At 67.5% G+C, this 20,414-nt stretch carries 19 protein-coding genes and 1 tRNA gene; 13 read left to right on the top strand and 7 right to left on the bottom strand.

Annotation, left to right across the window (positions count from 1 at the left end):
- Positions 1–24 precede the first annotated feature (24 nt).
- The 6 genes from QGN30_RS13175 to QGN30_RS13150 all read left to right on the top strand — a co-directional run bounded on the left by QGN30_RS13175 (position 25) and on the right by QGN30_RS13150 (position 4,518).
- Positions 25–465, top strand: coding sequence for a DUF402 domain-containing protein (locus QGN30_RS13175; protein ID WP_014711906.1), 441 nt, complete (start codon positions 25–27; stop codon positions 463–465).
- Between the two features lie 278 nt (positions 466–743).
- Complete coding sequence (locus QGN30_RS13170) at positions 744–1,385, top strand: chemotaxis protein CheB (protein WP_008257666.1); 642 nt, start codon at positions 744–746, stop codon at positions 1,383–1,385.
- Positions 1,386–1,390: 5 nt separating this feature from the next.
- Positions 1,391–2,389, top strand: a complete 999-nt coding sequence (gene ligD / locus QGN30_RS13165; RefSeq protein ID WP_008257667.1) for a non-homologous end-joining DNA ligase — start codon at positions 1,391–1,393, stop codon at positions 2,387–2,389.
- Positions 2,389–3,279 carry a non-homologous end-joining DNA ligase gene (gene ligD / locus QGN30_RS13160; protein WP_014382763.1) on the top strand — a complete coding sequence of 297 codons (891 nt, stop codon included), beginning with the start codon at positions 2,389–2,391 and terminating at the stop codon, positions 3,277–3,279. Before ligD (QGN30_RS13165) ends, ligD (QGN30_RS13160) begins: the two co-directional genes overlap by 1 nt.
- Complete coding sequence (locus QGN30_RS13155) at positions 3,272–4,057, top strand: Fpg/Nei family DNA glycosylase (protein ID WP_014380349.1); 786 nt, start codon at positions 3,272–3,274, stop codon at positions 4,055–4,057. The genes ligD (QGN30_RS13160) and QGN30_RS13155 overlap by 8 nt, the downstream gene beginning before the upstream one ends.
- Before the next feature lie 47 nt (positions 4,058–4,104).
- Positions 4,105–4,518: a hypothetical protein gene (locus QGN30_RS13150; RefSeq protein WP_008257671.1), complete on the top strand. Its 414-nt coding sequence runs from the start codon at positions 4,105–4,107 to the stop codon at positions 4,516–4,518.
- Between the two features lie 12 nt (positions 4,519–4,530).
- On the opposite strand, the gene coaE is transcribed toward QGN30_RS13150, so the two are convergent.
- The 5 genes from coaE to polA form a co-directional block, all read right to left on the bottom strand.
- A complete protein-coding gene (gene coaE / locus QGN30_RS13145; RefSeq protein ID WP_008257672.1) occupies positions 4,531–5,745 on the bottom strand; it encodes a dephospho-CoA kinase in 1,215 nt (404 codons plus the stop codon).
- 18 nt (positions 5,746–5,763) lie between these two features.
- Complete coding sequence (gene rpsA / locus QGN30_RS13140) at positions 5,764–7,206, bottom strand: 30S ribosomal protein S1 (RefSeq protein WP_008257673.1); 1,443 nt, start codon at positions 7,204–7,206, stop codon at positions 5,764–5,766.
- 103 nt (positions 7,207–7,309) lie between these two features.
- On the bottom strand, positions 7,310–8,845 hold the full coding sequence (locus QGN30_RS13135) for a carotenoid oxygenase family protein (RefSeq protein ID WP_014382765.1): 1,536 nt from the start codon (positions 8,843–8,845) through the stop codon (positions 7,310–7,312).
- A gap of 17 nt (positions 8,846–8,862) precedes the next feature.
- Entirely contained in the window at positions 8,863–9,492 is a 630-nt protein-coding gene (locus QGN30_RS13130) for a TetR family transcriptional regulator (protein ID WP_029384787.1), read from the bottom strand.
- Positions 9,493–9,505: 13 nt separating this feature from the next.
- Positions 9,506–12,166 carry a DNA polymerase I gene (gene polA / locus QGN30_RS13125; RefSeq protein WP_248923688.1) on the bottom strand — a complete coding sequence of 887 codons (2,661 nt, stop codon included), beginning with the start codon at positions 12,164–12,166 and terminating at the stop codon, positions 9,506–9,508.
- A gap of 164 nt (positions 12,167–12,330) precedes the next feature.
- On the opposite strand from polA, the gene QGN30_RS13120 reads away from it, so the two are divergent.
- Positions 12,331–12,813: a Zn-ribbon domain-containing OB-fold protein gene (locus tag QGN30_RS13120; RefSeq protein WP_009954952.1), complete on the top strand. Its 483-nt coding sequence runs from the start codon at positions 12,331–12,333 to the stop codon at positions 12,811–12,813.
- Between the two features lie 5 nt (positions 12,814–12,818).
- The gene (locus tag QGN30_RS13115; RefSeq protein WP_008257683.1) at positions 12,819–14,021 is read left to right on the top strand and encodes a lipid-transfer protein; all 1,203 of its coding nucleotides are present in this window, start codon (positions 12,819–12,821) and stop codon (positions 14,019–14,021) included.
- 171 nt (positions 14,022–14,192) lie between these two features.
- Here the strand turns inward: QGN30_RS13115 and QGN30_RS13110 are convergent, their stop codons facing one another.
- Complete coding sequence (locus QGN30_RS13110) at positions 14,193–14,807, bottom strand: ANTAR domain-containing response regulator (RefSeq protein WP_008257686.1); 615 nt, start codon at positions 14,805–14,807, stop codon at positions 14,193–14,195.
- A gap of 113 nt (positions 14,808–14,920) precedes the next feature.
- On the opposite strand from QGN30_RS13110, the gene QGN30_RS13105 reads away from it, so the two are divergent.
- Positions 14,921–14,997 (top strand) — tRNA-Leu (locus tag QGN30_RS13105).
- Between the two features lie 341 nt (positions 14,998–15,338).
- Here QGN30_RS13105 and QGN30_RS13100 read toward each other — a convergent pair.
- The gene (locus tag QGN30_RS13100) at positions 15,339–15,533 is read right to left on the bottom strand and encodes a hypothetical protein (RefSeq protein WP_131810781.1); all 195 of its coding nucleotides are present in this window, start codon (positions 15,531–15,533) and stop codon (positions 15,339–15,341) included.
- Positions 15,534–15,730: 197 nt separating this feature from the next.
- Here QGN30_RS13100 and QGN30_RS13095 point away from each other — a divergent pair, with 197 nt between their 5' ends.
- The 4 genes from QGN30_RS13095 to cydB all read left to right on the top strand — a co-directional run bounded on the left by QGN30_RS13095 (position 15,731) and on the right by cydB (position 20,348).
- The gene (locus tag QGN30_RS13095) at positions 15,731–17,062 is read left to right on the top strand and encodes an adenylate/guanylate cyclase domain-containing protein (protein ID WP_008257712.1); all 1,332 of its coding nucleotides are present in this window, start codon (positions 15,731–15,733) and stop codon (positions 17,060–17,062) included.
- Positions 17,063–17,100: 38 nt separating this feature from the next.
- Positions 17,101–17,706 (top strand): HdeD family acid-resistance protein, encoded by a 606-nt coding sequence (locus tag QGN30_RS13090; protein ID WP_026071350.1) that lies wholly within the window; start codon positions 17,101–17,103, stop codon positions 17,704–17,706.
- An 86-nt stretch (positions 17,707–17,792) separates the two neighbouring features.
- Positions 17,793–19,265, top strand: coding sequence for a cytochrome ubiquinol oxidase subunit I (locus QGN30_RS13085; RefSeq protein WP_014382770.1), 1,473 nt, complete (start codon positions 17,793–17,795; stop codon positions 19,263–19,265).
- Positions 19,266–19,343: 78 nt separating this feature from the next.
- Positions 19,344–20,348 carry a cytochrome d ubiquinol oxidase subunit II gene (gene cydB / locus QGN30_RS13080; protein ID WP_407665065.1) on the top strand — a complete coding sequence of 335 codons (1,005 nt, stop codon included), beginning with the start codon at positions 19,344–19,346 and terminating at the stop codon, positions 20,346–20,348.
- The last annotated feature ends 66 nt before the right edge of the window (positions 20,349–20,414 follow it).

Below are 20,414 nucleotides of genomic sequence, written 5' to 3'. Positions count from 1 at the left end.
ACCAACACCGATCCCAAGGGAATCGTGCGGGCCGTGGACGAGTATGCGGTGCACCCGTGGGGTCTCTACGTCGCCCGCCCCACCCCCGGCCGCGCCCAGTTTCACTACCTCGAATCGTGGCTGCTGCCGTCGTTGGGCCTGCGCGCCACGGTCTTTCACTTCAACCCCGGCCACGAACGCGACCACGACTACTACCTGGATGTGGGCGAATACACGCCTGGGCCCGAGGTGTGGCGCGCCGAGGATCATTACCTCGACATCGAGGTCCGCAGCGGCGCCCGCGCGGAACTGTGCGATATCGACGAGTTGCTCGATGCGGTCCGCCACGGCCTGCTGACCCCCGAGGTCGCGGAGCTGGCGGTGCGACGCGCCGTGGCCGCCGTGGATGGGTTGGCCCGCAACGGCTATGACCTGTCGCGGTGGCTGGCCGCCGGCGGCATGGAGCTCACCTGGCGCGGCCGCTGAGCGCGACCGCACTACCCTGGCCGGTGGTTGGTGATGCTGTCGAACTCGTCTTTGACGATGCGGTAGCAGCCGCAGGCTAGTCGTTCCAGCCCCTGACGGTCGGTGATGGTCACGACGGTCGGTGATGGTCACGATGCCGCGGCTGTAGCGGGTCAGGTGCTGGGCCTGGATGCGTTGTGCCGTCTCGGACACGGTGGCTCGGGATGCGGCACGTTCGACGGCGACCCACGGTTCCAGGAACTATGTCGGCGCCCCGACACAAGGATTACCCTGGCGCTATGTCCGCGACCCAACACAAGCCCGTCCAGGCGGCGTTTGGGCGAGTGGTGCTGGTGGCGTCGCTGGGCGGCATGAAAGCCCTGGGCACCGTGCTCGCGGGTCTGCCGGGTGATTTTGCGGTACCCGTCGTCGTCGCCCAGCATCGCCGCCCCACGCTCAGCGGCGACGATCCGCTGGCCCAGATTTTGTCCCGCGCGAGCTCTCTGCCGATTCGAGTCGCCGAGCCGGGGGCGCCGGCGGACAAACCGGGCATCACCATCGTGCCCGCCGGAAAGACGGCAACCATCGATGCGGACGGCGCCTGGATGCTCGCCGAGGAAGCGGCCAAGGCCAGCGTCGGGGACGCCGTCCTGACCAGCTCCGCCGCGCTGGTGCCGACGGTCGCCGTGATCCTGACCGGGCGGCTGGCCGACGGCGCCAACGGATGTCGCGCGGTCAAGCGCAACGGCGGGCGCGTGCTCGTCCAAGACCCGGCGACCGCCGAGGCGTCGAGCATGCCGGCGCACGCGATCGCCACCGGCTGCGTGGATTTCGTGCTGCCGCCCGATCGCCTCGCGGCGGCGGTGCTCGCCCTGACCACCGCACCCGGGGGCGCCGAACTGCTGACGGTTCCCGTGCCGCCGTGGGCATGTCTTAACTAGTCGGCATGACGGACTTCGCGAGCCTGCCCGGTGCGGTGCGCGAAGCGCTGTACGACGAACCCGTGCCCGACTGGCGCTCGCCCACCCTGGCAACCCTCACCGACGACCGGTTCTCCGATCCGGGCTGGATCTTCGAGCGCAAGTTCGACGGCATGCGCTGCCTGGCGTTCCGCGACGGCGATCGGGTCCGGCTGTTGTCGCGTAATCGTCAGCCGCTCAATGGAACCTATCCCGAATTGGTGGATGCGCTTGCCGCGCAACCGGTCACGCGGTTCGTCGTGGACGGAGAGGTGGTGGCCTTCGACGGCCGGCGGACCAGCTTCGCCCGGCTGCAGGGTCGGCTGGGCCTCACCGACCCCGACGTGGCCCGGGCGTCGCCGGTGCGTGTCTTCTACTACGTATTCGATCTGCTGCATCTCGACGGCATGTCCACCGTCGAGGTGCCGCTCCTCTGGCGAAAGAGGTTGCTGCGCAAAGCGATCGACTTTGCCGACCCGCTGCGCTGTGCACCGCACCGCGTCGGGGACGGGATCGCCGCCTACCGGCGCGCATGTGAGCGCGGGGACGAGGGAGTGATCGCCAAGCGGGCCGACTCCACCTACCAGGGCGGTCGCTCGAAAAACTGGCTGAAGTTCAAATGCGTGCGCGATCAGGAGTTCGTGGTGGGGGGCTACACCAGTCCCAAGGGCAGTCGAGTCGAGTTGGGCGCCCTGATGCTCGGCTACTACGACGGCGGGGACCTGGTCTACGCGGGCAAGGTCGGCACCGGTTTCGACGACGCCACGCTGCGCCGGCTGCACGCGCGCCTGTCGCCGATCACCCGGGACAGGCCGCCGTTCGCCCGCGGTTTGGTGCGCGAGGCCGGCGCGAACTGGGTATCCCCCGAGATGGTGGTTCAGATCGGATTCAGCGAGTGGACGCGTGATGGCAAGTTGCGCCATCCGCGCTACCTCGGCATGCGCACCGACAAGGAGCCCGGCGAAGTGGTGCGGGAGACGCACTGATGGCCCGCGTCGACGTCGAGATCACCCACCCGGACCGCGTCCTGTTTCCCGCCGACGGGATCACCAAACGCGATCTCGCCGCCTACTACGACCAGGTGGCCGACACCATGCTGGCGCACCTGCGGGGCCGGGCCCTCAACGTGCAGCGCTATCCCCGAGGCATCGCCGAAACAGGGTTCATCCAGCAGGATTTCGCCGATTCGCTACCAGACTGGATGAGCAGTGTCCGGGTGCCCAAGGAGGGCGGCACCGTAGAGCATCCGGTCGTCGAACGGCCGGAGGCGCTGCGCTGGCTGGCCAATCAAAGCTGCATCACCCTGCACATGTGGCAGTCGCGCCGGGCCCGGCTGGACCACCCGGACCGGCTCGTCTTCGATCTCGACCCGGCCGACGGCGACTTCGCCGTGGTGCGAGCGACCGCACGCGCCACCGCCGGGGTGCTCGGGGACCTGGGCTTGGCGTGCTACGTCCAGACCACCGGCTCGCGCGGGCTGCACGTCGTGACTCCCTTGCGCGCCGACGCCGATTTCGACACCGCCCGGCAGTTCGCCCGCGACGTCAGCGAAGTGGTCGCCGCGGACGATCCCGCGCATCGCACCGTCGAGGCTCGCAAGGACAAGCGCGACGGGCGGGTATACCTCGACATCATGCGAAACGCCTACGCGCAGACGGCGGTTGCGCCGTATTCGGTTCGGGCCCGCAACGGCGCACCGGTAGCCACACCACTGGAATGGGACGAGCTGGACGCCGGGCGGTTGCGGGCCGATCGGTTCACCATCCGAGACGTGCCCAAACGGCTTGCCGGACAACCGGATCCGTGGGCGCACATGTCGCGGCACGCCCGCTCGCTGGCCGGCCCGCTGCGGCGATTGGCGAGGCTACGTGCCTGAGCTGCCCGACGTGGAAGGGTTTCGGCGGCAACTGGCCGCGACCCTGCCGCGGCGGCGAATCCGGCACGTGCAGGTGCACGATCCCGGGATCCTGCGCAACACCACCGGACAAGCGCTGGCGCGCCGGTTGACCGGTCACCGCTTCGCCGGCCCACGCCGGCACGGCAAGTGGTTGGTGCTCCCCACCGACGGCCCGGCGCTGCTGATCCACAGCGGCATGACCGGCCGGCCCTACTATGCCCCCGACGGGGCCGCCCACGACCCCTACGAGCGGCTGGTGGTGTCGCTGGACGGGGGCGAGCTGCGCTACGCCGACCTCCGCAAATTGCGCGGGGTGTGGCTGGCCGACGATGCCGACGACATCGGGCACATCACCGGCCCGCAGGGACCCGACGCGCTGGGTCTCGGCCTGCGCGAGTTCCGCGCGGTGCTGGCCTCGCGGTCGGCCCGCTCGCGGCAGCTCAAACCCACGCTGATGGACCAGTCGGTGCTCGCCGGCCTCGGCAACCTGCTGGTCGACGAGATCTGTTGGCGGGCCAAAACCCGACCGACCGTGGCGGTCGCGGACTTGGGCGACGACGACGTAAAGGCCTTGCACGCCGCGATGACCCGGGTGCTGCGCACCGCGGTGCGCCACGGCCGGGTGCCCGGCCTGCCGCGCTGGCTCACCAGGGTGCGTGACGAGCCCGACCCGCGCTGCCCCCGCTGTGGGACGCGGCTCGAGCGCGCCCGGGTGGGCGGAAGGGCGACGCTGTGGTGTCCGCGCTGCCAGCCGTAGCCAAACGATCTGGCTCGGAAATCACGCGGGTTGTAATGTCACCGGCTATGAGCTGCAAAGGCCACAGGTTCCTGCCGGTCGCCGCGGTGACGGTGATCGCCGCCGGGGCCCAGTTGTATCCGGCGACGGCGAGCGCGGACCTGCACAACATCACCTATCGGGCCAGGATCGACGGCGTCACGACCGGCAGTCAGGCCACGTTCGTCATCAACGGCGGCCAGACGAACACGGCCGGGCTGAGCTCGATGCCCGGCAACGCATTCGAGGCCGACACCGTATTGTCCGATCCGCAGCAGGCCGGCATGCGCATCGTGCTGCACTTCCCGTACTCGGCGAACGTGCACTGCGAGATCGACGTGGACGACAACGTTTTCGTCCAGGCCGACCAAATGGTCCGGCCGGTGGCGGGGAACGCCGATCCCAACAACGGCGCGCTGCAGTGCGGGGCGCCCCTGCCGTGAGTGGCGTAGTGGCTAGGGACGCCAGCCCGTCGCGTCGGCCCACTCCCAGGCCCGCCGGTAGGCGTCGAGAAACCACGGCTCCTTGACGGCAACATAGGCCGCAATGTCTCCCCCGCCGTCGGTTTCGGCGGTGCGCTTGACGCTCAGGTACTCCGCCCGCGCATCGGGATCGGCGGTCAGCCAGTCGGGGAACAGCAGGGCGAACTGCTGATTGGGCCACCCCTCCACCCGGATGTGCACATTGGTGGGCCGGCCGGGATCCGCCGAGGCGTGAATCCGCTTGGACCACAACGCCGGATCGTCATCGCGGTCGTAGCGGCCGACGGTGCTGCGCGCGTCGCTCTTGGCGACATCGCCGACGATGCGCTCGATGCGCGGGTACCCGGCGGACAACAAGGGTTCGGCGAGTTCGTCGGCGACGGCCAGGGATTCGACGGTGATCTGGATGTCGATGAGGTCCTTGGCGGGGAAATCCGGCACGGCCGTCGACCCGATGTGGTCGACGCGCAACGCCCGCTGCCCGCAGGTCGTCCTCAGGCGGTTGAGGATTCGCTGCGCCTGGTCCGGCCAGGTCGGGTCGGGCGGCGCCAATTGGACCGGCGCCGGGGCGATCTGACGCGTGCTCAGGTTGTGAGCAAACGGCACGATGCGGTTGTCCCACACCTGTTGGGCGCGTTGCACCAGGTCTTCCGGGCTGCCCGAGTTGTCCACCCAGATGTCGGCGACCGCGCGGCGCTGCTCGTCGCTGGCCTGCGCGGCGATCCTGGCGCGGGCGTCGTCTTCGGCCATGCCGCGCTGGTCGACCAGTCGCCGCAGCCGCACCTCGACGTCGGCGTACACGATGACCACGAGCGGGAACAGCGGCGCCATCCCGGACTCCACCAGCAGCGGAATGTCCTCGACCACAACCGAATCCTCGGGCACCGAGGCGATGATCTCCGCGCGGCGCCGGCCCACCAGCGGGTGGACGATTCCGTTCAGCGTCTGGCGGGCCTGGTCGTCGCGAAAGGCCTTGGCGGCCAACGCCGGTCGATCCAGCGATCCATCCGGCAGCAGGATGTCGGCACCGAACGCCTCGACCAGCGCCGCCAGCCCTTCGGTGCCCGGCTGGACCACCTCACGCGCGATGACGTCCCCGTCGACGATGACGGCGCCGCATCGCTCGAACGTGGACGACAGCGCCGACTTGCCGGCGCCGATGCCACCGGTCAACCCGATACGCAGCATGGCGTCCTCAGGTCAGGATCACGCGTTGCCGGCGAGTTTCTCCCGCAGCGCGGCCAATTGGGCATCGCTGGCCAGCGATCCGCCCGCCTTCTCGGCGGGCGCACCGTTGCCCGGCGACTGCTCGCCGGCCGTGTGGCCGGCCGCCTCGGCCGCCGCGAACTTCTCCATCTGCGCGGTGTGCATCTTGTGCCGGCGCTCGGCCTCGGCGTAGCGGGCCTCCCACTCGGTGCGCTGCTTGTCGAATCCCTCGAGCCATTCGTTGGTCTCGGAGTCGAAGCCCTCGGGGAAGATGTAGTTGCCCTGCTCGTCGTAGCTGTCAGCCATGCCGTACTTCGCCGGGTCGAACTCGTCGGTGTAGTCCTCGTTGGCCTGCTTGAGCGACAACGAGATCCGGCGGCGCTCCAGGTCGATGTCGATGACCTTGACCATCGCGTCGTCGCCGACGGCAACCACCTGGTCGGGGACCTCGACGTGGCGCTCGGCCAGCTCCGAAATGTGCACCAGGCCCTCGATGCCCTCCTCGACGCGGACGAACGCGCCGAACGGAACCAGCTTGGTGACCTTGCCGGGCACGATCTGGCCGATGGCGTGGGTGCGGGCGAAGTGGCGCCACGGGTCTTCCTGAGTCGCCTTGAGCGACAACGAAACCCGCTCGCGGTCCATGTCGACATCGAGCACCTCGACGGTGACCTCGTCGCCGACCTGGACCACCTCGGACGGGTGGTCGATGTGCTTCCAGCTCAGCTCGGAGACGTGCACCAGACCGTCGACGCCGCCGAGGTCGACGAACGCACCGAAGTTGACGATGGAGGAGACGACACCCTTGCGGATGGCGCCCTTCTGCAGCTGGTTGAGGAACTCGCTGCGCACCTCGGACTGCGTCTGCTCCAGCCACGCCCGGCGCGAGAGCACCACGTTGTTGCGGTTCTTGTCCAGCTCGATGATCTTGGCCTCGATCTCCTTGCCGATGTACGGCTGCAGATCGCGCACCCGGCGCATCTCGACCAGCGAGGCGGGCAGGAAGCCGCGCAACCCGATGTCGAGGATCAGGCCACCCTTGACCACCTCGATGACGGTGCCCTTGACGGCCTCGTCCTTCTCCTTGAGCGCCTCGATGGTGCCCCAGGCGCGCTCGTACTGCGCGCGCTTCTTGGACAGGATCAGGCGGCCCTCTTTGTCCTCCTTGGTGAGAACCAGGGCCTCGACCTCGTCGCCCACGGAAACGACCTCGTTGGGGTCGACGTCGTGCTTGATCGAGAGCTCGCGGGCGGGGATGACCCCCTCGGTCTTGTAGCCGATGTCGAGGAGCACCTCGTCCCGGTCCACTTTGACGATCGTGCCCTCGACGATGTCGCCATCGTTGAAGTACTTGATCGTTTTGTCTATTGCGGCGAGAAAGTCCTCGCTGGAGCCAATGTCGTTGACGGCTACTTGGGGCGAGGTGACGGCGGGACTCGGCATATTGTTGGGGTGCTCCGGACAGGTTTGGTCGTAGGGACAATTGGGATTTACCCATCGAGGCTACTCGACTGTGCACACGCTGGCCAAACCCAGTCCCGGCGGCTCACCCGGTTCGATGGGCCACCCGGTTGGTGAAGGCGCCGTGGTAGCTCATCGGCACGTGGAACGGCAGCCACGCCTCGGCGATCGGGCCGTCGGCCACGTGGGCCGCGTCGACCACCATTAACCTGCTGCGATGCTGCGATTCGTGGTATCCGACGGTGAGTAGCCAGCCGTCGTCCTCGGCCGTTCCGCCGGGTCGCGGCACAAACGTCGGCTCCACCAGCACGTCCCCGGGCGGACAATAGGTCTGGACCGCGCCGGTGCTGTGATCGATGCGGGCGATTCCCTGGCCTGCAAACCTGGCCGGGTCCTGGACGGTCACGTAGGAGACGTCGTGCCGGGTCGCGGAACGCCGCTGGTCGATCTGGGGGAACTCGCACCCGAAATCGGCCAACGGCTCGCGGGACACGCGCCCCGACGGGGCGATCCGGAACCGCGTCAGCACCACGGCGTCGTCGATGGCCCCGTAGTCGTCGAGCTGGGCGATGTCGGAGCGGATGTGGGCGGTGTATTTCTTCATGCCCGCGTAGGTCTGCGGCACGAACCGTGGCAGCTCGACGACGACATCGTCGCCGTCGTCATATGCGTTGGTGAAATGCCAGTGATAGAACGGATCGGTCTCGGCCACCCGCACCCGGCCCCCGTCGCGCGGCGCGAGAACGAAGTACGACGGCGCATCCCGCTTGAAAAATATGGAGTCCCAATAGGATTGGTGGCCGACGAGCGCCCACGGGTTGATCCGCAGCGGCGACACCACGAAGATCGCGTAGCGCCGGGTCAACGCCATGTCGTGCACCACGCCCATCCCCGGCAGCGGCACCGCCCGCAGGTAGCGGGTCACACCGTTGGCGCCGGTCTCGTAGAGCCGCAGGCGCATCCGCGGCACCGCCTCGCCCGCCAGCTCCCGCAGCCGGCGCCACCGCTCGCGACCGCGGGCCCCGCGCAGCGCGTGGCGCAGGTCGATCCGCGGGAAGTACGGGTCGAACCCGAAGTTGATTTTGGTGTTGGTGGCCGGGTCGTAGGTGTAGTGCGCCGAATAGGCCCGGACCGCACCCTTGAGCGCCCCGCCGAGGTTTGACGGCCCGATGGTGTCCAGGGTGTCGAGATCGAGTTCGTGCGGCGGTCCGCCCTCCCAGAGCGCCAGCAGCTGGTTGCGGTTGACCATGACGCTGGTGTTGGCGGTGTTGGCCGGAAGCCGCAGCGCGTTCGCCAACGTGCCGCCGTCGCGCTGGTAGGCGAAGCCGCGGTCCACCAGCTGTCCGGCCGCCGTCGACTTCAGGTAGTGCTTGGTGCGGACGAAGCGGTTGCGGAAACGCACCCCCGACCCGTCGAGCACGAACGCGCTGACCATCCCGTCGGCATCAAAAATGCTCTCGACCTGCGTCGATCCGAGCGTCCAGCGGCCCGACCCGTTCCGGTACAGGGTGCCGAGGAGCCCGTCGGGGATCGTTCCGGTGATTTCGGTGACGTCGACGTCGGTTTCGCCGACGATGTTTTCCCAGTAGCGCGACGGAGCTTGAACGTCTGCCAGAACCATAAAAGACAGTGTGTCTATTATCGCTGGGCGTTGTCAATGGTCTTGATGTCGTCGGCGTTGAACGGCAGGGCCGCCCCGCCGTCCCAGCACAGCGCGGTGAGGTGTTCGACGAGCGCCTCCCGCGGCATGGTTCCCGTCCGGCACCACCACTCCGCGGCCGCCACCGCCGACCCGACGATGGCCCGCGACCAGGGCGCCGCCGCCATGCGCGCGGCCTCGGAGCCCGACGACGACGCCAGCATCCATTCGACCGCGCCGGCCAGCTGCTCGAAGACACTGGTCGACGGGTCACCGGTGAGGGCCCGGTAGAGATTCGGCTCGGCTTCCATCCACGCGCTGATCACGTCGAAGAACAACGCCATCCGCTCCCTGAGGTCGGTGGAACCGGCTGCCCGAGTGGTGATTTCGGCGAGCAGCCGCTGCGAGGTGCGTTTGCTCAGCTCGGCCAGCAGCGCGTCACGGCCGGGGTACATGGCATAGACCGCCGAGCGGACGAAGCCGGCCTCGCCCGCGATGTCGACCAGTCCGGCGGACGGCCCCTTGGCGCGGATCACCCGCTCGGCGGCGTCGAGAAGCTCCGAGCGCCGCGCGCCGGGATCCACCCGCGAGCCCGCCGGGCGACCACGACTGCGCTTTGCCGGGGGCATCGACGGTGGCCTGTCAGTGCGCCGCAGCGTCCCAGCTGCGGCCGTAGCCCACCGAAACCTCGAGCGGGACGTCCAACGGGTAGGCGCCGCCCATCTTGTCGCGGGCCAACGCTTCGAGCTGCTCGCGCTCCCCCGCCGCGACCTCGAACAGCAGCTCGTCGTGCACCTGCAGCAGGATCCGGGAGGACAGCCCGGCGTCCTTGATCGCCTTGTCGGTTTCGATCATCGCCACCTTGATGATGTCGGCGGCGCTGCCCTGAATGGGCGCGTTGAGCGCCGCCCGCTCGGCGGCCTCGCGCACCTGGCGGTTACTGCTGTCGAGTTCGGGCAGATAGCGGCGGCGGCCGAACACCGTCGACGTGTAGCCGTCCTTGCGGGCCTGTTCCACCACGGCCATCAGGTAGTCGCGGACTCCGCCGAACCGGGCGAAGTACTGCTCCATCTGGTCTTTGGCCTCTTCGGTGGAGATCTTGAGCTGGGCGGACAGCCCGTAGGCGCTCAATCCATAGGCCAGCCCGTAGGACATGGCCTTGACCCGGCGGCGCAGTTCGGCGGTGACCTCCTCGATCGGCACGCCGAAGGCGCGGGAGGCGACGAACGAGTGCAGGTCCTCCCCGGTGTTGAACGCCTCGATGAGTCCCTCGTCCTTGGACAGGTGGGCCATGATCCGCATCTCGATCTGGCTGTAGTCGGCGGTCATCAGCTCGCTGTAGCCGTCGCCGACCACGAACGCGTCGCGGATCCGCCGGCCGGCCTCGGTGCGGATCGGAATGTTCTGCAGGTTCGGCTCGGTCGAGGACAACCTGCCGGTGGCCGCGATGGTCTGGTTGAACGTGGTGTGGATGCGCCCGTCGGAGGCCACCGAATTCAGCAGCCCGTCGACGGTGACCTTGAGCCTGGTGGCGTCGCGGTGGGCCAGCAGATGTTGCAGGAACGGGTGACCGGTCTTGTCGAACAGCGACTGCAGCGCGTCCGCGTCGGTGGTGTATCCGGTCTTGGTGCGCTTGGTCTTCGGCATCTCCAGCTCGTCGAAGAGCACCGCCTGCAACTGTTTCGGCGAGCCCAGGTTGATCTGCTTGCCGATCACCGCGTACGCCGCTTCGGCCGCGTCGCGGATCAGGTGGGCGAAGTCGCTCTGCAGTTCGGTCAGCAACTCCAAATCGACGGCGATGCCGGCGTTTTCCATCCCCGCCAGCACCCGCTGCACCGGCAGCTCCATGCCGCTGAGCAACGAGGTGGAGTTGATGCGGGCCAGCTCCTCGTCGAGCGCGTCGGCCAGATCCAGCACCGCCACGGCACGCAAAAGCAGCGTCTGCACCGCCTGGTCGTCGGTGCCGTCGGTGTCGTCGAGCAGCGAAAGCTGTTGCTGCTCAGGGTTTTCGGCCCGCAACTCGCGACGCAGGTAGCGCAGCGACAGGTCGTCGAGGGAGAAGCTGCGCTGCCCGGGGCGCACCAGGTAGGCCGCCAGCGCGGTGTCGGAGGTGACGCCGGCCAGCGTCCAGCCCCGCCCGGCCAGGTCGTGCATGGCCAGCTTGGCTTCGTGCAGCGCCTTGGGCGGCCCGGGGTCGGCCAGCCAGGACGCCAGCGCCGCCTCGTCTTCGGGATCCAGCGTCGCGGTGTCGATGTAGCGGCCCTCGCCGTCGGCGGAGACGATGGCCAGCGCGGTGGCGTCGGCGTCGTAGGCCAGGTGGGTGCCGACGACGGCCAGCCCGAAGCGCTTCCCCGAGCTGTGCTCGGCCAGCCACACCGCCAGCTCGCCGGCTTCCAGCGCGCCGCCGCGCACGTCGAAGCCCTCGTCGACCTCGGGCTCCACCGCGGCCAGGGTTTCGAACAGCCGGTCGCGCAGCACCCGGAACTCCAGGTCGTCGAAGAGCCAGTGGATCTGGTCGCGGTCCCACGGTTGCAGCCGCAGCGTGTCGGGAGTCTGGGCCAGCGGCACGTCTTTGACCAGATCGGTGAGCTCGCGGTTGCGGATCACGCTGGCCAGATGTTCGCGCAGCGCGTCGCCCACCTTGCCGCGCACCGAATCGACGTTGTCGACCAGCGCCTGCAGCGACCCGTACTCGCCGATCCACTTGGAGGCGGTCTTCTCCCCCACACCGGGGATGCCGGGCAGGTTGTCGCTGGGGTCGCCGCGCAGCGCGGCGAAGTCGGGGTACTGCGTGGGCGTCAGTCCGTACTTCTCGACGACCGCGTCCGGGGTGAAGCGGGTCAATTCGCTCACCCCCTTGCGGGGGTAGAGGACCGTCACGTTCTCGCTGACCAACTGCAACGAATCGCGGTCGCCGGTGACCACCAGCACGCGGTAGCCCTCGTTTTCGGCCTGGGTGGCCAGGGTGGCGATCAGGTCGTCGGCCTCGAAGCCCGGCTCGGCGAGCACCGTGATGCCCAGGGCGGCCAGGACCTCCTTGGTGATGTCGATCTGGCCGTGGAACTCGTCGGGCGTCGCCGACCGATTGGCCTTGTACTCCGGATAGCGCTCGGAGCGGAAGGTCTGCCGCGACACGTCGAAGGCCGCGGCGATGTGGGTGGGGGCTTCGTCGCGCAGGAGGTTGATCAGCATGGCGGTGAAGCCGTAGACCGCGTTGGTGGTCAGCCCCCCGCGGGTCTTGAAGTTCTCGGCGGGCAGCGCATAGAACGCCCGGAACGCCAGGGAGTTGCCGTCCAGCAGCATGAGCGTCGGCCTGGTCTGTTCCTCGCTGGCCTTCGTAGCGGTTTTCGTGGCGGGCACGGCTTTCACTTTAGGCACCCGGTGTGACGAGTTGCGCGCCCCGACCGCGCCGTCCGCAGAACTGCAACACGTTTCAGTTTTGTGCGCGGGCTGGGTACGCTGGCCCGGTGCCAGAAGTCATCCGACAAGAACCGGCGGTCGATGGATGGTTCGCCACCGACGACGCCGGTGTCCCGCATCTGATCGGCAGCAAGTGCCCCGAGTGCGGCACCTACGTCTTCCCGCCGCGGGCGAACAACTGCCCCAATCCGGGTTGCGCCAGCGACACGCTGGAATCGGTCGCGCTGTCGACGCGGGGAAAGTTGTGGAGCTACACCGAGAACCGGTACGCGCCACCGCCGCCCTACCCGTCGCCGGACCCCTTTGAGCCGTTCGCCGTCGCCGCCGTGGAGCTGGCCGAGGAGGGCCTGATCGTGCTGGGCAAGGTGGTCGAGGGCACGCTGGCCGCCGACCTGAAGGTCGGCATGGAGATGGAACTGACCACCATGCCGCTCTACACCGACGACGACGGCGTGCAGCGCATCGTGCACGCGTGGAAGCGCGCCGGCGACGATGCAGAGCGAAGCGATGAGAAGGAGCGGCGCAAATGACGACCATGAGCGCTCCCGAACCGCTGTACATCCTGGGCGCCGGGATGCACCCCTGGGGCAAGTGGGGCAACGACTTCACCGAATACGGGGTGGCCGCGGCCCGGGCCGCGCTGAACGAAGCGGGCCTGGACTGGCGACAGATCCAGTTGGTGGCCGGCGCGGACACCATCCGCAACGGCTACCCCGGGTTCGTCGCGGGCGCGACGTTCGCCCAGAAGCTCGGGTGGAACGGCGTGCCGGTCAGCTCGAGCTACGCCGCGTGCGCCAGCGGTTCGCAGGCGCTGCAGAGCGCCCGCGCCCAGATCCTGGCCGGCTTTTGCGACGTCGCCCTCGTCATCGGCGCCGACACCACGCCGAAGGGCTTTTTCGCCCCGGTCGGCGGTGAGCGCAAGAACGATCCCGACTGGCAGCGGTTCCACCTGATCGGCGCCACCAACCCGGTGTACTTCGCGCTGTTGGCGCGGCGGCGGATGGACCTCTACGGCGCCACGCTCGAGGATTTCGCCCAGGTCAAGGTCAAGAACTCGCGGCATGGCCTGCAGAACCCGAACGCCCGGTACCGCAAGGAGGTGTCGGTCGAGGACGTGCTGGCCAGCGCGGTGGTGGCCGACCCGTTGCGGCTGCTGGACATCTGCGCCACCTCCGACGGCGCGGCCGCGCTGATCGTGGCCAGCGCGAAGTTCGCCCGCGAACACCTCGGCTCGCTGGCCGGTGTGCCGTCGGTGCGGGCGGTCAGCACGGTCACCCCGAACTATCCGCAGCATCTGCCCGAATTGCCGGACATCGCAACGGATTCCACCGCCGCGGTGCCCGCACCCGATCGGGCGTTCAAGGACCATATCCTCGACGCGGCCTATGCCGAGGCGGGCATCGGGCCCGAGGACGTGAGCCTGGCCGAGGTCTACGACCTGTCCACCGCGCTCGAGCTCGACTGGTACGAACACCTGGGCCTGTGCCCCAAGGGCGAGGCCGAGGCGCTGCTGCGCAGCGGCGCCACCACGATCGGCGGCCGGGTGCCCGTCAACGCGTCCGGCGGGCTGGCCTGCTTCGGCGAGGCCATCCCCGCGCAGGCGATCGCTCAGGTCTGCGAGCTGACGTGGCAGCTGCGCGGTCGGGCCACGGGCCGGCAGGTGGAAAACGCCACGGTCGGCATCACCGCCAACCAGGGGCTGTTCGGGCACGGTTCGTCGGTGATCGTCGCCCGCTAGGGATTGCCGCCGCGTTGGCTTGCGTTGTGCGGCCACGGTTTTGAGTGTGAAGCCACGGCTTTCAGTGTGAAGCGTGGGCGCGGATTGTCGGCGTGTCGCCGCCGGGGGTTCACATCCAAAGCCAACGATTCACACTCGACGGATCGGGTGCTCCTCGGGGTACTCCGAGAGCTATTCCTTGGGCGGGTCCAGGGTCTCCAAGACGACCTCGGCCACCCTCTTCATCGTGGTTCGCCGGTCCATGGCTGCCCGCTGAATCCACTTGAACGCCTCGGGCTCGGTCATCCCCTGTTCGGTCTGCAGCAGCCCCTTGGCGCGCTCCACGAGCTTGCGGGTCTCCAGCCGATCGGACAGTGACGCCACCTCGCGTTCCAGCTCGGCGATCTCACCGAATCGGCTGACGGCCAATTCGATGGCCGGGATCAGGTCGCTGATGGTGAACGGCTTCACCAGGTAGGCCATCGCCCCCGCATCCCGGGCCCGCTCGACCAGGTCGCGCTGACTGAACGCGGTCAACACGACGATCGGTGCGATGCGCTTGCTGGCGATCTCCGAGGCCGCGTCGATGCCATCACGGCGCGGCATCTTCACATCCATGATCACCAGGTCCGGCCGATGGCGCTCGGCCAGCTCGACGGCTTCCTGCCCGTCGCCGGCCTCGCCGACGATCTCGTAACCCTCCTCTCGGAGCATCTCGGCGAGATCCAGTCGGATGAGCGCTTCGTCTTCAGCGATCAGGACCCGGCGCGGCACAGCGGCGTCGGTGTCGGTCGTGGGGCCTGTCATGACGAATATTGTGTCGCGAACGCCTCAGACCAGCGTGCGCGGGGGCGGTGTGGCAGGTGAGGACACCAAATCCTCTATGGTGGGAGGCTGCCTCTAAGGTAAGACGCCGGCACGCCCTCGTATCCCAACTGGCAGAGGAAACGGATTCAAAACCCGTCCAGTGTGAGTTCGAATCTCACCGAGGGCACCAGCGACCGCGGTCGGTGGCGCCATCGGCTCGGCCGGCTTTCTTCGGTACCGAAGTAGCGGTTCCGGCCGACGCAACCGGTTCACAAGTTTCCATATCGACTCCAATACCTTCCAATGGTATGAATTCGGCCGCATTTATAAACTCTGCGCATTTATAGCTCTTCGTATTGCAGGCAAGAATATGGCGCGCAAAAGATCACTTGAATTCATAATTCGGCGCGGGCAGGACGCGGCCGATCGCGATTTCGGTGGCGACGATCCCGAATCGAATCGGTGACGTCCACCGTCGGCCCCGCTAGCGGTCCCGGCGATCCGCGGGAACCCCGGGCGGGTTCGGAACCGTCAGTCGCCGAATGATCGCGTGACACACACCTGGCCGGATGCCGAAACCTCCGGCCCCGCGGTGTAATTGCCGATGGAATCGCCGGCCACCCGTAGCAGCCAACTCGGATCACTACAGGCGACGCTGCAGCCGTCCATCAGCATGGCGGTAAGGGCAATGAGCGACGCAAGAACGATTCTTCTGAGAACCGCCATCAGGCACCCCTTAGTCGAGGCGAACACGCGTCACGCAGAGCGTCCAACACGTGTTGAATAACCGAACCAAATGACTCGTAAACCCGACAAAAACCCGATAACTAGATGGTTATCAGATCCGGAAACTTACGGGGGCGAAAACGGTGATATTCATTAGACAGCCGACAAATACCCTGCTCAGCGGTTAGGCTTGCTGCGTGGCGGCCAAGGATTGTGGTGGCCCACCGCGATGGCCAGACGGCTCGTCGAAGCGCCCGGACTGTGTAGCCGCGGCGCGGGCCCAGTCGCGCGCACGCAACCAGCACTACGCCGACAGCGCCGCGCGCCAATACCGGGTGCTCGCGATCGCCGCGTGGCTGGCCGTGCTGGTCTGCGTCGACTTCGTCGCTTTGCAGTTGATCACCGGAGTCTGGACGTGGCAGATCATCTCGCTCAACGCCCTCGCCGCGATGATCTTCGCCGCGGTGCCGTGGCTGCACCGTTTCGGTGACCTCATCGCGCCGCTCACCTTCATCGGCGCCGCCTACGTCACGGTCTTCGTCAGCACCTGGGACGCCGGCACGGGTACGGGCGCGCAGTTCTTCTTTTTGGTCGGGGCGTGCCTGGTGGTGCTGTTGCTGGGCATCGAACACACCGTGCTGGCGGCCGGCCTGACGGCGGTCGGGGCCGGGCTGGTGATCGCCCTGGAGTTCCTGGTCCCCCGCGATACCGGATTACAGCCGGCGTGGGCGCAATCCATGACCTTCGTGGTCACCATCGTCTCGGCCTGCGTGATGGTGTTCGTGGCGGTGTGGTTCGCGCTGCGCGACACGCAGCGCGCCGAGGCGGTGATGGAGGCCGAGTACGAGCGCTCGGAAGCGCTGCTGGCCAACATGTTGCCGGGCAGCATCGCCGAGCGTCTCAAGAGCTCGTCGCGCAGCGTCATCGCCGACAAGTACGACGAGGTCTCCGTCCTGTTCGCCGACATCGTCGGGTTCACCGAACGCGCCAGCACCACCACCCCGGCCGACCTGGTGCGGTTCTTGAACCGGCTGTACGGCGCCTTCGACGAACTGGTCGACAAACACGGCCTCGAGAAGATCAAGGTCAGCGGCGACTCCTACATGGTGGTCAGCGGGGTCCCGCGGGCTCGGCCGGATCACGCCTTCGCTCTTGCCGATTTCGCGCTCGACATGGCCAATGTCGCTGCCGCACTGAAGGATCCGCACGGCGATCCGGTCGCGCTGCGGATGGGCATGGCCTGCGGGCCCGTGGTCGCGGGCGTCGTTGGCTCGCGCCGCTTCTTCTATGACGTCTGGGGCGACGCGGTCAATGTCGCGTCGCGGATGGAATCCACCGATTCGGTGGGCCGAATCCAGGTGCCCGAGGCGATGTACGAGCGACTCAAGAACGAGTTCGTCCTGCAGGAGCGCGGCCGCATCGAAGTCAAGGGCAAGGGCGTTATGCGCACCTGGTACCTCATCGGCCGTAAGGCGGACGAAGAGCCCGCCGACCTGCTCACCGGGCGACCACACACCGTCCACGTCTGATCAAAGCCCCTGTACGGTCCCTGTACCAGGGCCCGCGTTTGTGTCAGACTGCGGCCATGACTATCTCCCCTGGCTCTCCTGGAACCCACCCCGTTCCAAGCTTGCTGCCGCATCTGTGGAAATCCGCTCTGCTGTCGGGAATTCTGTCGATCGTCCTCGGTGTCCTGGTATTGGCGTGGCCGGGAATTTCCATCCTGGTGGCCGCCGTCGCCTTCGGCGTGTACCTGCTCATCACCGGTATCGCGCAGGTCGTGTTCGCGTTCTCACTGCACGTCTCGGCGGGGAGCCGAGTTCTGTTGTTCATCAGCGGGGCCGCGTCGCTGATTCTGGCGTTGCTCGCGTTCCGCCACTTCGGTCAGGGCTACGCAATTCTGCTGCTGGCCATCTGGATTGGCATCGGCTTCATCTTCCGTGGTGTCGCCACGACGATTTCGGCCGTCAGCGACCCGCACCTGCCGGGCCGGGGCTGGAACATCTTCCTCGGCGTGCTCAGCCTCCTCGCCGGCATCGTGGTCGTGGCGTCGCCGTTCGAATCGATTGTCACCCTGGCGATCGTGGTCGGCGCGTGGTTCGTGGTCATCGGGATCTTCGAGGTCATTTCGGCCTTCGGCATCCGCAAGGCGTCCAACTCCCTCGGCAGCTGACGCGGGCGCCGGTGGCGCAGGCGCCGACCCATCTACTACACTCTGTCGTAGCCGTTGATCGGGCCTCCGCAGTCGGGAGATGACAGATGAATGTCGTCGATATTTCGCGGTGGCAGTTCGGTATTGTTACCGTCTACCACTTCATCTTTGTGCCGCTCACGATCGGTTTGGCCCCACTGATCGCCATCATGCAGACGGTGTGGGTGGCTACCGGGAACACCGCGTGGTACCGGCTGACCAAGTTCTTCGGCAAGCTGTTTTTGATCAACTTCGCCATCGGTGTGGCGACCGGCATCGTCCAGGAATTTCAGTTCGGGATGAACTGGAGCGAGTACTCGCGGTTCGTCGGCGACATCTTCGGTGCACCGCTGGCGATGGAAGGGCTGTTCGCCTTCTTCTTCGAATCCACGTTCATCGGCTTGTGGATCTTCGGCTGGAGCCGGCTGCCGAAGCTGCTCCACCTGGCCTGCATCTGGATCGTCGCGATCGGTGTCAACGCCTCGGCGTTCTTCATCATCGCGGCGAACTCGTTCATGCAGCACCCGGTCGGCGCGCACTACAACCCGGCGACACGGCGCGCCGAGCTGGACAGCATTTTCGCCCTGCTGTCCAATAACACTGCGCAAGCGGCGTTTTCACACACCGTGGCGGGAGCGCTGCTGACCGCCGGCACCTTCGTCGCCGCCGTCAGCACGTGGTGGATGGTGCGCTCACGCAGGACCGAATCCACCGCCCCCACCGCGGAAACCCAGGCCCGCACCATGTTTCGCCCCGCAGCAATCCTGGGCTGCGGCGTGGTGCTGCTCGCCGCGGTCGGCCTGTTCTTCACCGGCGATCGCCAGGGCAAGCTGATGTTCGTCCAGCAGCCGATGAAGATGGCGTCGGCAGAAGCGTTGTGCCGCACACAAACCGACCCCGACTTCTCGGTGCTGACCATCGGCACCCACAACAACTGCGGCAGCGTCACGGAAGTGATCAAGGTGCACTACGTGCTGCCGTTCCTGGCCGAGGGCAAGCTCAGCGGCGTGACGCTGCAGGGGGTGAACGAGCTGCAGCAGCAGTACCAGCACCGCTTCGGACCCGACGACTACCGGCCGAACCTGTTCGTCACCTACTGGTCGTTCCGATTGATGATCGGGTTCCTGGTGTTCCCCGTGGCGTTCGCCCTGGCCGTGCTGTGGTTGACCCGCGCCGGGCGAACCCCCAAGGGCCGCTGGGTTTCCTGGTTCGCGCTGCTCACCATCCCCACGCCGTTTCTGGCCAACATCTCGGGTTGGGTGTTCACCGAGATGGGTCGGCAGCCATGGGTGGTGGCGCCGAACCCGACCGGTGACCCGCTGGTCCGGATGACCGTCCGCGAAGGCGTGTCGAACCACGTGCCGGGCATGGTCATCACGTCGCTGGTGACCTTCACCGTCGTCTACGCGGTGCTGGCGGTCGTGTGGTTCTTTCTGCTCAAGCGCTACACCGTCGAAGGGCCGCTGGAACACGACGCGGAACCCGCTCCCCCGCAGGCGCCCGACGCTGACGACGTGGCGCCCCTGTCGTTCGCCTACTAAGGGCGTGATGGGGCTAATCGACGCCGAAAGGAGCTGATCGCAGTGGGACTGCAAGAAGTGTGGTTCGGCATCATCGGGATGCTGTTCCTGGGGTTCTTCATCCTCGAGGGCTTCGACTTCGGCGTGGGCATGTTGATGGAGCCGTTCGCGCGCGTGGGCATCGGTGAAGCCGAACCGTTGCGGCGCACGGCGCTCAACACCATCGGCCCGGTCTGGGATGGCAACGAGGTGTGGCTGATCGTCGGCGGCGCGGCGATGTTCGCCGCCTTTCCCGGGTGGTACGCCACCGTGTTCTCGACGCTGTACCTGCCGTTGCTGGCGATCCTGTTCGGCATGATCGTGCGTGCCGTGGCGATCGAGTGGCGCGGCAAGATCGACGACACAAAGTGGCGCGGCTGGGCGGATTTCGGCATCGCCGCCGGTTCGTGGCTGCCGGCGGTCTTGTGGGGTGTCGCGTTCGCCGTCCTGGTCCGCGGGCTTCCGGTGGACGCCGCGGGCCACATTCACCTGTCGGTCGCCGACGTGCTGAACCCCTATACGGTGTTGGGCGGCTTGGCGACCGCCGGTCTGTTCTTGCTGTACGGAGCGGTGTTCGTCGCGTTGAAGACGTCCGGCGCCATCCGTGAGGACGCCCACCGGTTCGCCGTGTGGCTCTCGCTTCCGGTGACCGGACTGGTTGCGGGCTTTGGACTTTGGACGCAACTGGCGTACGGCAAAGACTGGACCTGGGCGGTGCTGGCCGCCGCGGTGGTCGCACAACTGGCCGCGGTGCTGCTGGTGTGGCGGCGGGCCTCCGACGGCTGGGCGTTCACGTGCGTCGCGCTGGTCGTCGCGGCCGTGGTGATCCTGTTGTTCGGCTCGCTGTATCCGAACCTGGTGCCCTCGACCTTGAACAGGCAGTGGAGTCTCACCATCTACAACGCGTCGTCGACGCACTACACGCTCAAGGTCATGACGTGGGTGACCGCCTTCATGGCGCCGCTGACGGTGGTGTACCAGGCATGGACGTACTGGGTGTTCCGGCAACGGATCTCGGCCGAGCGGATACCCGCACCCATCGGTCTGGCAAGGCGCCCGTCCTGAGCGGTAACGACCGCGCGAGCCGGGCGCCACTGGACCCGAGACTGTGGCGGGCATCGGCGGCGCTGC

Source organism: Mycobacterium sp. 3-98 (genome assembly GCF_035918355.1).
Classification (GTDB): Bacteria; Actinomycetota; Actinomycetes; order Mycobacteriales; family Mycobacteriaceae; genus Mycobacterium; species Mycobacterium intracellulare.
Note: the sequence above shows the minus strand (reverse complement) of the source record. Positions and strands in the feature narration are given on the sequence as shown.

What these genes read in the sequence shown, in the direction of transcription:
- cydB (WP_407665065.1), top strand. Translation starts at nt 19,344, where the DNA reads ATGCTGTTCCTGGGGTTCTTCATCCTCGAGGGCTTCGACTTCGGCGTG.
- QGN30_RS13150 (WP_008257671.1), top strand. Translation starts at nt 4,105, where the DNA reads ATGAGCTGCAAAGGCCACAGGTTCCTGCCGGTCGCCGCGGTGACGGTG.
- rpsA (WP_008257673.1), bottom strand. Translation starts at nt 7,206, where the DNA reads ATGCCGAGTCCCGCCGTCACCTCGCCCCAAGTAGCCGTCAACGACATT.
- QGN30_RS13110 (WP_008257686.1), bottom strand. Translation starts at nt 14,807, where the DNA reads ATGACAGGCCCCACGACCGACACCGACGCCGCTGTGCCGCGCCGGGTC.
- ligD (WP_008257667.1), top strand. Translation starts at nt 1,391, where the DNA reads ATGACGGACTTCGCGAGCCTGCCCGGTGCGGTGCGCGAAGCGCTGTAC.
- QGN30_RS13085 (WP_014382770.1), top strand. Translation starts at nt 17,793, where the DNA reads ATGAATGTCGTCGATATTTCGCGGTGGCAGTTCGGTATTGTTACCGTC.
- ligD (WP_014382763.1), top strand. Translation starts at nt 2,389, where the DNA reads ATGGCCCGCGTCGACGTCGAGATCACCCACCCGGACCGCGTCCTGTTT.
- coaE (WP_008257672.1), bottom strand. Translation starts at nt 5,745, where the DNA reads ATGCTGCGTATCGGGTTGACCGGTGGCATCGGCGCCGGCAAGTCGGCG.
- QGN30_RS13130 (WP_029384787.1), bottom strand. Translation starts at nt 9,492, where the DNA reads ATGCCCCCGGCAAAGCGCAGTCGTGGTCGCCCGGCGGGCTCGCGGGTG.
- QGN30_RS13135 (WP_014382765.1), bottom strand. Translation starts at nt 8,845, where the DNA reads ATGGTTCTGGCAGACGTTCAAGCTCCGTCGCGCTACTGGGAAAACATC.
- QGN30_RS13115 (WP_008257683.1), top strand. Translation starts at nt 12,819, where the DNA reads ATGAGCGCTCCCGAACCGCTGTACATCCTGGGCGCCGGGATGCACCCC.
- QGN30_RS13170 (WP_008257666.1), top strand. Translation starts at nt 744, where the DNA reads ATGTCCGCGACCCAACACAAGCCCGTCCAGGCGGCGTTTGGGCGAGTG.
- polA (WP_248923688.1), bottom strand. Translation starts at nt 12,166, where the DNA reads ATGCTGCTGGACGGCAACTCCCTGGCGTTCCGGGCGTTCTATGCGCTG.
- QGN30_RS13100 (WP_131810781.1), bottom strand. Translation starts at nt 15,533, where the DNA reads ATGGCGGTTCTCAGAAGAATCGTTCTTGCGTCGCTCATTGCCCTTACC.